The organism is Pseudomonas sp. HK3, from assembly GCF_052920985.1.
On sequence record NZ_JBREXD010000003.1, the window covers coordinates 1,194,135 to 1,211,002 of the forward strand.

The following is a 16,868-nucleotide window of genomic DNA, read 5'->3' on the forward strand; positions in this document are numbered from 1 at the left end:
AGGCGGACACCATGGCAACGTTTTTAAAAAATCTATTTGCACCTAAATGGCAACATCAAGATTCAGCGGTGCGTCTACAGGCACTTGATCAACTCAATGATGCCCAAATCATTGAGGGGCTGGCAAAACAAGACCCCGCCGATACAGTGCGCCTTAAAGCCATTAGCTTAATCAATAACCTCGATTTTTTAGCGAGCCTATTCAACGAGAAAGCAGAACCCATCAAACAAGCAGCAATTGCTCAATATTTAAAAACAGCACTTAACGCAGACCAATCTGAGGCTCAAATTACAGCCTTAACCAGCATTACAGACCCACAACAGCTAATGACTATTGCCACATTTGCCAATGATCAAACATTAGCTCAAGCGGCCATCAATCAAATTAAAGATGAAAACACGCTATTTGAATTCATCAAACAGTCAGTCAGTGCTAAGAGCCGCCTACTAGCCGCTCAATACATCGAGTCAAAAACAACCTTAAAAGCGATTGAACAACAATTTTTAAATAAAGATAAAACTCTGGTTCGCCATGTTAAAGAAAAGCTAGCCAATCTTGCCAAGCAAGAAGACGTCAAAGCAAAGGCAGACGCACAAATAGAACAATTACTGCACACGGCTCAGCAACTCACTCAACAAGCCTTTAGCCCAACCTATGCTGGCCAAATTGCACTGCTTAAACAATCTTGGAAAAACAGTGAGACCAGCACCAATCAACAAGAAACATTCGAGCGCGCTATTACACAATGCGAGCAAGTACTCGCCGATCACCAGCAACAACAAGCTGACATTGAGCAAGCACAAGCCGCAAACAAACAAGCACAAGTATTACAACTTAATGCCATTAATGAATTAAAAGAGCTGCATAGTTTGTGTAAGTCATCTGCGCCATCATTAGATGTCTTAACTCAAACATTACACAACGTGAACGAATCTTGGTTAACAGCCAGTAACTTAAACAGTAAAATTGACAAACAAGTCAAAGCTGAATTTGAAGCATTTATAAAACCCATTACCAACTTACAAACCAGCTTAGCGTTCTTAAACAATACAAGCATTGATTTAGAACCTGTCACCATTGCACTGCGCAATCAATCATTAAGTGAATTAAAGCGACAACAAAAAAACATTTCATCTGCGATTAAATCCATTAGCTGGCCTGACGATTTCCCGAAGAGCAGCACACTTAATAGTGTTTTAACCCTTAAAAGTGAGATCGAATCAGCACTTGAAGCGTTACAGAAAGATGAAAAACAAGTCATTAGCAATATCAACAAAGCCATTCAAAATTTTGAACACGCTATTGATAACGGCCAATTAAAAGAAGCAAAACAATTACAAAACAGTATCCGCAAGCACCTAGAGCAAGCAGACAATCAAAAAACAAAAGCATTACAAGCGCAATTCCAATCACTATCGTTAACGCTTAATGAACTAAAAGACTGGCAGGGTTTTGCTACGCTACCTAAATTTGAAAAACTGTGTGATGACATGAATGCATTAATTGATGCCGACATCAATCCAAAAGACAAAGCCAGTGCTATTCGCGAATTACAAGATCAATGGAAAACATTAGGCAGTTTGCCTGATCAAAAACAACAACAGGCGCTTTGGCAAACATTTAAGCAGGCATCTGATTTAGCGTATGTACCTTGCCAAGCTTACTTTGCAGAAATGAGCAAAGTACGCACCTACAATCTTGAACAGCGCACCATTATTTGCGAACAATTAGAGCAATTTTTTAATATTAACGACTGGGACAATGCAAACTGGAAATCCGTGCAGCAAATTTTAGACAAAGCACATGATGAATTTAAAACGTTCTCGCCAGTTGATCACACCGATAAAAAAGCCATCATGCAACGTTTTCACGAGGCCACTCAGCAACTGCATGGCAAATTGGTTGAACACTTCAAACAAAATGCCGCCGCTAAACAAGCGTTAATCGATGACGTTACGGCTTTGCATGAGCACGAAGACATTGTCCAAGCCATTGAAACCTGTAAGGCACTACAAACCCAATGGAAAGACAAAGGCAATGCTGGTCGCGCTGAGCGCCAATTATGGAATCACTTCCGTGAGCAGTGTGATGCCTTGTTCGAAAAAAGAAAGTCAGCCGGCCAAGCTCGTAAACAGTTTTTTGATGACAACATTGCCAAAGCCAATGAGCTACTTGAGTCTGCCAAGCAAGCGATTAGCGACATCAGCAGTGAATCTAAACAACAATTAAGTGACATTAATGAAGCATTTTATGCCCTTGAACTGCCTGCTAAAGTAAAACAAGCCATTACTAAGAATTTATCCGAGCTACAAGAACAGTTGAATCACACTATCAAGCAACAAAAGCGTCAAGCTCAGCACAACCTATGGATCAACGCGCAACAACTCGCGCAAAGCCTAGGCCAGGCAGAGCAACAAGGTGATGTCGACAGTGCCGCACTGTCAGGGGATTTAGAGTCCACGGAGCTACCCGCTCAGGTTAAAGCGATTCTGCAAACACGCTTAAATAGCGATAAACCCAATAGCACTGACACCCTTGAAAAGCTGTGCTTAGAGCTAGAAATTTTACTAGAAGCCGAAAGCCCAGCAAGCGAACAAGCCGCACGAATGGCTTTACAAGTCGAACGCTTACAAAAAAATATGGGGCAAAGCCTACCAAGCTTAGAAGCTCAATTAGAAAATTTGCAGTGCCGTTGGTTTGCAGTCAAAGCACAGGGCGGGGATTACACCACGTTGCACCAGCGCTTCTTCGGTACGCTGAATTCACAAATTGAACGTGCTTAATAATCGGTTACGTAACGCTTTGTAATTGAATTTATTAGGGTTTTTCGATAATAAGGTTTGACACGTACGGTCCAACTCCGTAATATGCGCAACCTCGCTGAGGCAATAGCCAAGGCGAGTAAGCAATCCGTCATTCAAGTCATGTTTGAATAACCAGAAACGGATATAGTCGCGGGATGGAGCAGTCTGGTAGCTCGTCGGGCTCATAACCCGAAGGTCGTCGGTTCAAATCCGGCTCCCGCAACCATTTTTACTTTGAAACTTGTTGTTTTTAACAAGCCAAAATATAAAAAGGTAAGACTAGTAGCTTAGCGTTTAATTGACGCGGGATGGAGCAGTCTGGTAGCTCGTCGGGCTCATAACCCGAAGGTCGTCGGTTCAAATCCGGCTCCCGCAACCAAATTCTAAAAATCCGATTTAAGCAATTAAATCGGATTTTTTCGTTTTTAATCGACAAAAACCCAAAGATCATCGGTTCATTCTCAAAAACTTCGGGCTCCCGCAACCAAATTCTAAAAATCCTATTTAAGCAATTAAGTCGGTTTTTTTCGTTTTATGTCACAAAAAACCTTATATGCGCCCACCCTAGCATGTAACTTATTAAACCTCGCAACTTCATCTAAGCACAAATAACCAAAGCTCAGGACTCACCCTAAGCACCCAACTATCTTTACAGCAAATGGCCTACCCTAAATCCAAAGCGCTACCGCTAAATTAAAACACCTAAAAAACCACCACTAAGCCTTATCACCCAATAAACTGAGGGAAATAACCAACCTTTTACTTATATTCATACCAAATAACTAAAACAGTAAACAAATGACCCTCAGTATCTAAAACCCACCTACGAGCGAATCAATGAATAAGCGTCATTAATATGTGTAATCTTTAATGTTAACCCGCAACAGAAAAACAAGAAAATTCATGCCTAACTCATATATATTTCGGCTAATCTACTGCCATTTAATGCACTCAAAAACGACCCTAATTTTAAAAACCAAAATGGCCTTTATTATCACTAAAAACAAACACCAACATATAAACCGCATCGGTGCTAAAACCAGTCACCATGCGCAAATGACTATCATTTACTTGAGAAATAACCCCAAATAAAAACCCGCTTAAAAAGACTAAATAATTCAGATTCTCACCTCAAAAGCGTCAAGCAAATGACACTCATGTTTTTTCATCAAATTTTTAGAAAAAAGCCAAAAAAACTTCTGCCTTACACGTTTTTGACTCTTTTCAAGGATTGTCCCATTTTAACCTTTTAAATTAATAATTTAGCTCTATTGAGTAAGCAAAGATACCAATAATAGTCATATTGAGCCAATGAACCAAGATTCACCAAACGGTTGTTTTTTCTTTTAAAAATAACAACTTAAATGGCCCGTTTTTTTCATATAGTGATGTAGGTCACATTGTTGACTTGGTTGGTTAGGACAAATAACATCCAGTTACATAATTAAAACCTGTCATTACAAAAGGTAATAATTTGAACCGAGCAGTACAAATGTACCTCTATGTTAAAGGCCTAAAATCTGCTCGTTTTATCTTGTGGGCGGCCATTTTAGTAGGAAGCCAGTATGCATACGACAAACTCATTTGCTGGCACGACCGTCGCTCTTCGCGAAAGTTTTGCTGGCAATTTGTCGTTTGAGCTTACCGGTGGGTCATTTCGTACCGCATCCAATAGTCAAAATGCATGCTCTCTTAGCACTTCGTCGTCAAACCCTCTTACTACCCTGCCTTTTGCAGCAAAAATTAAACGTGCATATCTTTACTGGGCTGGCTCTTCGTCAAATAGTACATTCGTTGACAGTACCGTTACGTTTAATGGCCAAACAATCACAGCAAACCGAACATATACCGACAGCAGTGGTACCAGTTACTACTATGGTGCTTCAGCTGACGTAACAAACCTTGTCAAAAATACCCGTAATAGTACTTACAGCATGAGCAATTTGAGCATATTTGCTAACAACTCCCGCTGTAACACTCAGACTGTCCTCGGTGGGTGGTCACTGCTTGTCATATATGAAGATGAGAGCGAAGATTTCAGCGTAATTAATATTTATGAAGGGTTTCAGTACTTCCAACAAAGCGCAGCCGTATCATCTTTAACTCTCGTGCCGAGTAATTTTAAGCTACCCGCAAACCCTAAAGGTCAGCATGCTCATATTACCTGGGAAGGTGACGACACGATTGGTAATGACGGTGAGGGGCTAACCTTCCAAGGCTTCGACTTATTTGATTCATCCGGAGGTAATAATCTAGGCAACCAGTTTGATTCTTATTCAAACATTGAAGGCGGTCGAACCACATATGGTGTGGATATCGACTCGTATAATATATCGGCTTACCTAACAGAAGGCGCAACGTCTGTTAGCACCACTTATACAGCACGCCAAGATGGGGTATTACTCAGCGCAGAAGTCATAAAAGTTTCGAACATTCCCGTAGCCGATCTAGGTGTCACTACCTCTAACCCTACCGGCTGGCTACAAGGCTCAACTGTGACCAAAAAATTTACAGTATCTAATAATGGCCCTAACGATGTTCCAACTCAAAGCGTGCGATTCACCACCACACTGCCTTCCCAGCTATCCTTTAATGGCAATCAGGGTGATATAGATTGGCAATGCTCGCAAGCCGGTCAACAGTTAAGCTGTATTTATCAGCCTAAATTACGCAGTGGCTGGAGTGATTACCTCGACCTTAAACTGGATGTAGCCGGCACATCTGGGCAAACCGCCAATTGGTCCGTTGCTGTTGATCATGATACGGCACCCTACGACATCTTTGATAACCACGCCGAAAATGACAACTACGCGTTAAGCGTGCCCATTAACTCGACACCTGCCGTGGACTTATCCGCATCCAGTAAAACCCCGAACAATTTAAGCGGCGATATATTATTAGCAGGCGATACACTGCAATACATAATCACAATTGATGATGCGAGTAACCTTGCGACCAGCGGTATTCAATTACGTGATGATCTCCCTGCAAATGTCACAAGCTACCCTGATGGTAAAAACTTTAAAATTATTTCTAAACCAAACAGTGCCGTTGTCAACTCATCTAATACAGGTGGTGCAAATGGCACAGGCTATTTGGATATCCAAAATATATCTCTAGCAGCTAATGGCACTGCCGAAATTATCTTTGAGGTTACGGTTAATCAAACGGCCCCTCGTGGCGCATCATTACAAAACCAAGCAACCATTTCTTACAACAGTAACGACTGGATTGTTGATACCGGTGACATAACCGTTGTTGAACCTGACCTATCACCATCAACAATTGTCATAAGTGATTCCGATGGCGGTTTATTAGAAGCGGGCAATACGATTGACGTGATCATCACCCTAGAAGAAAAAGATGCACTCGATATCACCAATCTGCAAGTCACGGCTGATGTCCCTGCATTTATTAGTCAATTTCAAGTAATTACAACGCCTGATAATGCAACCGACAATAGCTTGAGCGTCGGTGGCAGTAATGGAAGCGGTTACCTTGATATTTCTAACATTGCATTTGTATCTGGGGAAACACCGACAGTCACATTACGCTTAACCATCGACCCAGGCACACCAGCAGGCACAATAATCAATATGTCGAGCCTGCTTGATCTAGGCTCTAAGGATTGGACAATTACGTCCGATTCATTAGAGGTCGTAGATGGAACGCCTGCTTCTACTGGTAATAAACAACTTTATCTTGATACATCCACTGGTTTATCAAGAGCACGCCCAGCCGTTGGAACCACTGACATATCAGCAGAAGGCCAGCGCTCATGGAGTCTTGGTCCTCAATTACAAAGTGATCTCACATTTAATTTAACCGACATCACTGTTGAAACAAAAATAAGTGGCAATCGTAATCGCTACACGCTTGCTACCATTACATTCACGCTTAGAGACACTGACGGTGTTTTATTGGCGAATAAAACATTAACTAACGTCTCAATTCTTCGTGGTCGTATAGATGATGTAACCACCGTTCTTGAAAAAAATAATAGCCTGAGTGATAACTACACAGTCGCAGCCGGTAAGGGCTTAGTTCTTACCATCAGAAATGACGGTTATAATAATCAATCCAATAACAACCGACGCATCACACTGTATACGCTAGCCAGCACAGATAATTCAAGAAAAGCAGATGGTTACAGCGCCCTCATCATCAATGCATCGACCGTTATCAATATAGACAATATTGCTGTTTGGTCAGCGCCATTTAGTGATACGAATGGTGATTACTCTGACGACAGTGGCGCCACATTAATTACCAAAAGTCAGCCAGATACCACTCTATCTATTCGCGCCGATGTCTCTGACCCATTTGGGGCCTTTGATATCAACCAAACCGATATCAGATTACAAAAATCCGATGGCAGCTTTTATAACTTTTCTGGCAATGATTTGATGGTTGCTATAGATGACCCCAGCGATGATCTCGCATCAGCAAGTAAACGATTTGAAAAGACGTTTACACTCGCCGAAACAGACGAATTATTAGGCGGCTGGACAATTAGCATCACATCCGCTGAAGGCGTCGAAGGCGATGTTGAGCATACCAACATTAAGGGCTTCACTGTCATACCCTTTTTACCAAGCATTGCATTAAATAAAACCATTCAAGTCATCAATGACCCAATAAGCGGGCCACTAAGCGCAGGCAATAAGCCTAAAGCCATTCCTGGGGCTGAGTTGAAATACACGATCCATGCAGTGAACACCGGACGCGGTGAAAGTGACGATAACTCCATCACCTTACAAGATGAAATAACAACCAATTCCGAGCTTTATATTGGCGACATAACCTGTTTAAATCGCGGCCCAGGCACAGGTGCCGGCCCAATATGCTTCGAAGACGGTGCCAATCCAAATGAAAGCCAGCTGGTATTTAATTTTCTCGGTTTAAGCGCTGCAAACGATGGCATTTATTTTTCACAGGACGGCAGTGATTTCAATTACGAGCCTGTCGATAGTGGTGACGGCTATGACCCAACGGTTCGTTATATTCGCATAAAGCCTTCTGGCACCTATAAAAAAGCCAAGAAAGACGGCTCAGAAACACCCGAATTTAATTTTAATTACCAAGTACGATTGCAGTAAGCAGTATGAATAATAAACAAACCATATGGATCTTAAAAACAGGAAAGCCCACATGATCAAGCTCAAAAAAATTGGGGGAGTATTAGGCGGTTTATTACTGGCCATTACTCATGCAAACGCAGCAGGTACCAGTGCAGGCGCGCCTATCTCAAACCAAGCAACTGTTTCTTATGACGCAGGTGCCGGTACGGTTACGGCTAATTCCGGTACGGTTACCTTTAAAGTACAAGAATTAGTAAAAGGCACAGTGGCTAAACTCGACGCGGGCAACATCAGTATCAGCTCGCCTCAAAACGACGCTGCAATGAAGTTCAAACTTAAAAATGATGGTAACGGCGATGAAGGTTTCAAAATCGTCGTCACCCAAGATTCAGGTGATGATTTCGACGTCACATTAAGCAGCTTTTATGTTGATGATGGCGACGGCATTTTAGATATAGCTGTCGACACCCTTTATAACAACGCGAATCCCCCTTCAATTGCACCTGATGGTGAGCTCACTATTTGGGTAACATCTAATATTCCAGCTTCTTTGGCCGATGCGGCTCTTGCTAATTTAAATGTGTCTGCGGTTTCTTCAACATTTGCTAATGATGGACAAAACAACCCAAATGCGGGTGACGTTGTTATCGGCGGTGGTGACAGCAGCACTGATGCGGTAAACGCAGTGGCTATCGCCTCAGTTACTTCCACGTTTGTGGTCAGCGACATTGATGTGGCCATCGTAAAAGCCATTTCTGCAACCCGTGACTTATTAGGCGGTGGCGGTAGTAAAGCCGTTCCGGGCGCTGAAGTTGACTACACACTGACGGTTACGGTAACAGGTACTGGCGCAGCTAATAACATTGTTGTAAGTGATCCTTTACCAACACAATTAAAACTTAAAAACGGTATTACCGGCACAGTAACGGTTGGCGGTGTCGCTGAAACAGCAAGTAATGCCGATGCCGATGGCACCTCTTATGACGCCAATACCAATACCATCACGGTTGATCTAGGCAATATCAATGCAGGTGATCCTGCTATTGCGATTCAATTCACTACCGTCATTCAGTAGGTAAAAGAAAATGAAAAAGATTCTAGCCACATTATGTTTGCTTCCGACGTTTGCATTTGCACAAGTTGAATTAGAAACGTCAATGTTCGAGGTTGTTGAGAAGCAACAAGATAACGGCACCAGCAAAATGGAATGGGTTACACCCGATAACATCATACCCGGTGATAAAGTGGGCTATCGCATTTCATTTAAAAATACAGGTGACAAGCCCGCTGCTGACATCGTATTAAATAACCCGGTTCCAGAAAACACGGTTTATGTCGATAACAGCGCGCGTGGCGCAAACACCAAGGTTGTATTTTCTGTGGATGGTGGCAAAAAATTCGCCAACCCAGAGCAACTGTTTGTTGAAGTGAGCGGCAAGAAAGTACCCGCTACAGCAAAAGATTACACCCACGTTCGCTGGACATTAAGCAGTGCTTTACCTGCAGGTAAGGAAGGCAGTGTGCAGTACGTGGTGCAAGTGAAATAACAAAACTAGGGGTTGGTTACGCCGTTGTATCGCATAACCGACAAAATACACGAATTAAACACCAAAACTCACTTTAAAAACAAAAGTAAAAAGGATTTCAAAGGAGAAACCTATGAAACTAAATAAAACCCTAACCGCACTGGCTGTTAGTGCAAGCTTTGGCCTAAGTGGCCAAGCGTTTGCTGAAGGCACCATCGCTGGTACTGATGTTACAAACACAGTAACTCTTGGCTATACCGTTAACACGGTTGCACAAACAGATTTAACTCAAACAGCGACATTCAAAGTTGATACTAAAGTGAACTTCACTTTAACAATGGATGAAACTGAAACAGTTAAAGTCACGCCAAATGGCAGTGGTTACATTGCAAACTACACATTAACCAGCACATCAAATGATCTATTAGGTTTTGAACTAGTATCTGCTGACTTAGCCACTGGATCACAACCCTTTGATCTAGGTACGCCTGTCAATCTAAATGATACCGTTGATCTAAACGCGAATATTTCTCTCTTTGTTGAAAGCGGTACTACTGTTGGTTACCAAGTAGCAGAAGACACAGCTACTGCCGTAACAAATTTAGCGGCTGATGGCACTGCTGAAGTATATGTAATTGTTGATACTGCAGTTCCTGGTACGTTTGTAGACAAAGATATTGCGTCTATTGCACTGACTGTAAATGCGAAACAACCTGATGGTTCAACAAACTTAGTTAATAACAACAACGATGCCTTTATTGCTGGCACTAAACAGTTTGTAATCGTAAAAGATACATTAACTAAAAACACAGCGTTCGAAGTGGGCTCTGCTAAATTCACTGACCCTGACGACGGTACTGATGCAGCTAAGTTCACAATTGACGTAACCGTTATCAACGACCCACTTTGTGAAACCGCTCTAACAAGTGCTTCAACTGGTGATTTCTCAGCGGGTGCTTGCCCTAACATGCCTGCCGCTTACATCCCTAAAGCGATTCCTGGTGCCATGGTTAAGTACACACTTAAAGCTAAAAACAGCGGTAGCGTTGCAGCTACGAACGTATCGTTCGTAGAAGACCTAGCTGACATCGGTAACGCCGATTCAGCATCAGGAGATGTAAACCTTGACCTTGTTCAAAACACATTGGGCAACGTTGCGGTTAATTTCACTGGCGCTGGTACAGATACAGATGCAAGCACTGCAAACGTATTAACCGTTAATGTTGATACTTTCGCTAAAGACGATGAAATTACTATCGACTTCACTGCGATCGTGGAATAAGCCTTAGTGATTTTAAGTCTTAACAAAAACGCACAGCCTAGCTGTGCAACCTTCGCCCAAAGCGCACCTCGCGCTTTGGGCCGAAGCAAAGCCAAAAGCACTGCATCTTTGATTAAAAAGAGCGGTGTTTTTGCCGTTGCTTTGATAAGTAGTTTTTTTACATTAACCGCGCCACAATCGGCGTTTGCTGATACACCTGAAAATACCGTTGTTAACAATACCGCCTATGTTGATTACCAATTCCGTGGTAATGATTACCAAGCACAAGACAGCGAAAGTTTTATCACTGCCCGTAACGAGTCGGGGGCTGGTACGCCGTCCGTCATTACATTAATGCACAACAGCATTGATTTTTCGACGCAGTACGCCGCGGCAAAAGCGAAAGAAGCAGCTGCTAACCCGCCGTCTTCAAGTTTAAAAGGCATCAGCCAAAATTTATTAAGTGCGGATGGTACATTTAGCAATGCTGTCACTACTCGTGCGAGTTCTAATGGTAAGTCACTATCGGGCGACTTCCTTGTTAGTCAGGGTCAATGCGCCAATGACGCATCCGGTAAAAACTTAGACACTCAACCCGTGCCTAAAAATTACCAAGGGCAACTATTAACATTGCCTAATACATTATCTTTAAACAGTGATGATTATTTTAAAGTGGGCGACACTATTTTTGTTCACCTTGAAGATTTAGATCAAAACCAAGACCCTACTCAAGTTGAAAAAATTATTGTTACTCTTCTAACAGAAAGCAGTGCCGATAAAGAAACCATCCAATTAACCGAGACAGGCGCAAGCACGGGATTATTTACCGGCTATATTCAAACCGTCAACAGTGCAGAGAACCCACCGATTGCACACAACTGCGCATTGTCTGTTTCTAATAACTCAAGCATTCAAGCCAGCTATCAAGACCAATTCGATAGCTTAGACTTAGTAAAAGCAGGCGCCCTATTTGACCCTAGCAGCTATGTTGTAAACGCTGATACCGGTGAATACATAAACGGTATTGCGGTTACGCTTTACGATAAGGACGGCATTACACCGGCTCAAATTTTAAGCGATGAAGGCGGTGTTTTTCCGAGTACCGTCACTACTGGTGGTACAGTCTCTGTGGTCGGGGCTGATAGCAATACTTACACCTACACGTTCCCATATGGTGGTTTTGCATTCCCTGTTTTAGATGGCGGCGAATATGTTGTGAAAATTGGCGAAAGCGCCTATCACGATTACCCTATTGCTGACGAAAAAGCCTTCACTGATATTCCTAACGGTCCGTTTAACTTCGACACCGATGGTAGCCGTGGCCGGATATTTAATTCGGGTATTACCTTCCGTATGGATGTCCCGCTAGACCCGAAAGACAACAGTGTTCTACTAACTAAAACAGCCAATAAAGCACAAGCCGGTGTCGGCGAATTAGTTGGCTACAACATCAAACTGCAAAATACAGAAATCCCTGGCACTAACGTGGCGCTTAAAGATACGTTGCCTCAAGGTTTTCGTTACGCTGCCGGCAGTGCCAGTATTGACGGCGTTAAAGTAGCTGATCCCACCATCAGCAGTGATGGCCGAAATTTAACATTCACATTAGCAAACGTTGCTGTAAACGAAACACTCAACCTGCGTTATGTGGCTCGTATTGGTGTCAACACACCGACAGGCAAAGCAACCAACAGCGCTTGGATTGAAGATCAAGAAGACGTAGCCGGTGAAGGGATTCTAAGTAGTAATACAGCCATCGCAGATGTTGAAATAAAAGAAGATTTATTCAGCGACAACAGCCGATTATTTGGCCGTGTTTATATAGGCGATTGTCAGGGTAATGCCGAACAAGAAGGCATTTCAGGTGTTCGAATCTATTTAGAGAACGGCACTTATGTCGTTACCGATGAAGATGGTTTATGGCATATTGAAGATCAAAAACCAGGCACCCACGTTGTTCAACTGGATACTGAAACCTTACCTAAATATTTAGACCTAATGGCGTGTGACGATTACGGTCAACATGCAGGTCGTGAATACAGTCAGTTTGTCGATCTTGCTCCTGGCACCATGTGGCGTACAGACTTTGTAGTAAAACTTAAGCCACCAAGCAAAGGTGAAGTCACTCAGCGCTTAAGCAGTCGCCTTGCGCCTATCACCAAAACAGAACGTGAATCACTGGCGGCAAATAGCCCTGTTGCACAAAAAATACTGTATCGCTTAGTACTTAATGGCAGCGAAGTTATCCTTAAAGATTTACGCAGCTTAGTCATGATACCTGAAGGTGTGATTTATAAACCTAATTCGGCCACACTAGATGGTACTTCTATTAGCGAACCTAAAAAATACGATGCGCAAACATTGTTGTTTTCACTCAATGACCCAGGTAAAGATTGGCAGCACGTTTTAGAATTTGAAGCCTACATTGGTAAAGATGCGAAACCCGGCGAATTAACCACACGTTCAGTGGCAATGTTTAATTCCCCTAGCCAAAATAATCAGCGTACGCCTCTTGCTCTGACATCAGCCTTGCTGGCGCTTGTTCCTGCTAACAATCAAATTCACAAACCTGAAGAAGCGCCTAAGTTTGGCTCGTTCAGTGAAGACCTAAGTGAAGCCGACAAGCAAGCAATGGCCGTTGTTATTGAAAAATTAAAAGGCCTAAAGGATTTACAAATTGAAGTAGCGGGCCATACCGATAACGTACCAATTGCTCGTCGTAGTCGCCATATTTTCAAAGACAACTATGAGCTATCACTTGCAAGAGCTCGCAGCGCTGCTAATTATTTAATGACCGAGCTTGCCCTCACACCAGACCAAGTAAGCGTTGCCGGTTTTGGGGCTAAAAACCCGATTGCACGCAACATGAATGAAAATACACGCTCACAAAACCGCCGTGTAGAGGTCAACATATTATCTGGCAACAACGCCATGCACATCGCGAAAGCGGACAGTGGTGATCAAATGGTTGCCACAATCGGTGTGGCACCTGGCGGCTTTGACTTTCCAGTAGAAGCCACTGCATCTGGCCCAATCCACAACACCATTACCATGCCAGAATTTGATAAAGCATATCTAGCGCAAACGGATAATACATTTGAGTGGCTATGGCCAAGCGATGGCTTTTTACCCAATATTCCATCAACTAAAATAGCCGTTAAACACCCAATTAATCAGCGTGTTCGTTTAACGTTAAATGGCTCACCAGTAAGCGAGCTGAATTTTTCGAAGCGTGAAAAATACGCTGCAAATCAATCGGCTATTAGTCAATGGGGCGGTGTAGATATTAAAGAAGGCAACAATACATTCATTGCCTCTTTAGTTGATGAAAATGACAACATCATTAATCGTAAAGAATTCCAACTGCATTATGCTGGCTCCCCTACTCGTGTTGAATTAGTAAAAGAAGAAACAAAGGCAGTGGCCGACGGTGTGATTGCACCAGTAATAGCCGTGCAGTTATTTGATAAAGATGGTTACCCAGTGCGTAATGGCTTACAAGGTGAGTTCACCATTGATAGCCCGTATAAAGCACTGAACCCAAATAAAGATAAAGCGCAGATCAACCGTAACGAATTCAAACCCAACTATGAAATCAGCGGTGACGGCATTGCATACATTACATTAGAGCCCACGACTCAAGCAGGCGAAGCAGTGATTCGTTTCCCACTTGCCAATGGCCAAGAAGATGAAGTGCGTGTTTGGTTAAAACCACAAGCCCGTGACTGGATGTTAATTGCATTGGGTGAAGGAACCATTGGTTATCAAACCATTAGTGGGCATATTCAAAATGCAAAATCCCATGATCAGGAAGATGGTTTTTATACCGATGGCCGTTTAGCGTTATTTGCCAAGGGCCAAATTGCCGGTGACTGGTTATTAACGGCCGCCTATGACAGTAATAAAGAAACCACCACCCCCTTTGAAAAACTACTAGACCCAAACAAGTACTACACATTGTATGGCGATAACAGTACGCAAAAACTCGATGCATCAATGGAAGGTAAATTGTATTTACGTATCGAAAAAGAACGCTTCTACACTGTATTTGGTGACTACAGCACCGACCTGAATAAAACAGAGTTAAGTACTTATTTAAGAAAGTTCCATGGTATTCAGTCCGTATTCCAAGGTGACATTGTTAGTTTCAATGCATTTGTGACTGAGTCTGCACAGCGCTTTGCACGCGATGAGTTACGAGGCGACGGCACGTCTGGTCTGTACAAACTTTCCAACAAAGACATTATCAGTAATAGTGAAACCATTAGCTTACAAGTACGTGACCGCTTTAGAAGTGAAGTGATTGTAAGTGAAATAGAATTAGCCAAAGACAGTGACTACAGCATTGACTACATTGATGGCTCTATTTTCTTTAAGTCTCCCGTACAAAGTACAGATGAAAACTTAAACCCTCGCTATATTATTGCCCGCTATGAAACACAAGACGACAGCACCAATGACCTAACCTACGGTGGCCGTGCGGCTGTCCATGTACTTGATAAGTCGCTTGAAGTTGGTACCACTATTATTAGTGAAGAACTTGGCGATGACAGCAAAACATTAAACAGTTTAGATGCGCGCTTACAGCTCACGGATCAATTAGAAATTAAAGCTGAAACAGCCATTACAGAACAAACAAACAACGGCGTTAAAACCAACGCTAATGCAAACTATGTAAGCCTTGATTATCGCGGCGAACAATTACAAACCAAAGCGTATATCCGTACCGAGGAAGCAGGCTTTGGTTTAGATCAATTAAATAACAGTGAAAGCAGTACTGAAAAGCTCGGTGTTGAAGGTACTTACTACCTAACATCACAACAATATATTAATGCTCTCATCAGTGACCAAAACCAACTGGGTAATGATCAACGTTTATCCATGGCTGAAATGAAATTTAACAACGAATATGAATTTGGTCGCTACCATTTAGGCGGACGCGTCAGTGAAAACACCACCGCCACTGGCGACACGCAATCTATTCAACAACTATTAGCAGGCCATTCTTATACCATGATGAACGGCCGCTGGTTACTCGGCGCAGACGTTGAATTAAACCTAAAACAAAACGATGACATTTACGACTTGCTGCGCTTAAGCAGTGACTTCCGTATTAATGATCAAGTTACGTTATTTGCGATACACGAAACCGGTTTTGAAAGCGATGCGCCTATGCGTAGCGTTGCAGGTCTACGTGCAACACCTTGGCAAGGCATGCAAGTGAGTAACAGTGTTGAGCAACAACAAAGTAAAGATGGTGATCGACTGTTTGCCGTACATGGCGTGAATCAAGAAGTGAATTTAAATGAGCATTGGCAAATCAGCTTTGGTTACGACCAAAGCCAAGATTTAGAAAACAACGTATTAGAGAAAACAGACGACAGAGTGCTGAACTTTGCACAAACCAGCGATGATTTTTACGCCATTAATACAGGCTGGGGCTATCGCAGCCCGACTTGGCAGTGGACTAACCGCATTGAATACCGTGAAAGCGATGCCAATGAAAAATGGAACGCCACGAGCGGTATTTACCGTCCAATTGGCCAAGGTTTTGCTTTCGGTTTAAATGGTGAGTATCGCTTAGACGACGGTAAAACCGAACGTACCGAATTTAAACAAGTTGAGTTTGATATTGGCTTACGCCCATTGGCATTTGGTTTAGCTTGGTTAAACCAGACGAAATACATTGAAGAAGATATAGATTCAGTGGCTAACACAACGTCCGCTAATTTAATCAGCCGCCGCGTGGTGAACAACACTCACATCAACATGCGTTGGAGTAAAACCCAATTAAGCGCTCAATACGGTTTCAAGTACGTTGATGAAACAATTGAGAACATCGACTATTCAGGTGTCATTGATTTAATTGGCGCCCAAGTACGCCGCCACTTCATGCCGAAATGGGACTGGGGATTACAAGGCCAGCGCTTATATGATTACGAATTAAAAGACAGTCGCCACAGCGCTGGCTTGAGTGTTGGCTACACACCGCAGCTTAATACTTGGGTGAGCGTGGGTTATAACTTTGCAGGCTTTATTGACAGTGACTTTGATGACGCTGGTTACAGCGCACAGGGTATCTACTTGAAACTGCGCATCAAAGCCGACCAAGACAATTTAAGAGCACTCAAAGCGTACTTCAACTAAGTCACACCCTTTTCTATCTTAAGCCAGCTATTCGTTTTACTTTATTGCG

6 protein-coding genes and 2 tRNA genes are annotated in these 16,868 nt (G+C 42.8%); all 8 read left to right on the forward strand.

Annotated features, from left to right (window positions below):
* Window positions 1-11: 11 nt before the first annotated feature.
* The 8 genes from ACU6U9_RS21290 to ACU6U9_RS21325 all read left to right on the forward strand — a co-directional run bounded on the left by ACU6U9_RS21290 (window position 12) and on the right by ACU6U9_RS21325 (window position 16,819).
* Window positions 12-2,783, forward strand: a complete 2,772-nt coding sequence (locus ACU6U9_RS21290; protein WP_446736963.1) for a DUF349 domain-containing protein — start codon at window positions 12-14, stop codon at window positions 2,781-2,783.
* 170 nt (window positions 2,784-2,953) lie between these two features.
* A tRNA-Met gene (locus ACU6U9_RS21295) sits at window positions 2,954-3,030 on the forward strand.
* 76 nt (window positions 3,031-3,106) lie between these two features.
* Window positions 3,107-3,183, forward strand: a tRNA-Met gene (locus tag ACU6U9_RS21300).
* A 1,186-nt stretch (window positions 3,184-4,369) separates the two neighbouring features.
* Window positions 4,370-7,903, forward strand: a complete 3,534-nt coding sequence (locus ACU6U9_RS21305; protein WP_446736964.1) for a hypothetical protein — start codon at window positions 4,370-4,372, stop codon at window positions 7,901-7,903.
* Window positions 7,904-7,955: 52 nt separating this feature from the next.
* Window positions 7,956-8,960: an isopeptide-forming domain-containing fimbrial protein gene (locus tag ACU6U9_RS21310; protein WP_446736965.1), complete on the forward strand. Its 1,005-nt coding sequence runs from the start codon at window positions 7,956-7,958 to the stop codon at window positions 8,958-8,960.
* A gap of 10 nt (window positions 8,961-8,970) precedes the next feature.
* Entirely contained in the window at window positions 8,971-9,432 is a 462-nt protein-coding gene (locus ACU6U9_RS21315) for a hypothetical protein (RefSeq protein WP_446736966.1), read from the forward strand.
* 112 nt (window positions 9,433-9,544) lie between these two features.
* A complete protein-coding gene (locus tag ACU6U9_RS21320) occupies window positions 9,545-10,693 on the forward strand; it encodes a hypothetical protein (protein WP_446736967.1) in 1,149 nt (382 codons plus the stop codon).
* Between the two features lie 6 nt (window positions 10,694-10,699).
* Window positions 10,700-16,819 carry an OmpA family protein gene (locus ACU6U9_RS21325; RefSeq protein ID WP_446736968.1) on the forward strand — a complete coding sequence of 2,040 codons (6,120 nt, stop codon included), beginning with the start codon at window positions 10,700-10,702 and terminating at the stop codon, window positions 16,817-16,819.
* Window positions 16,820-16,868: the final 49 nt, after the last annotated feature.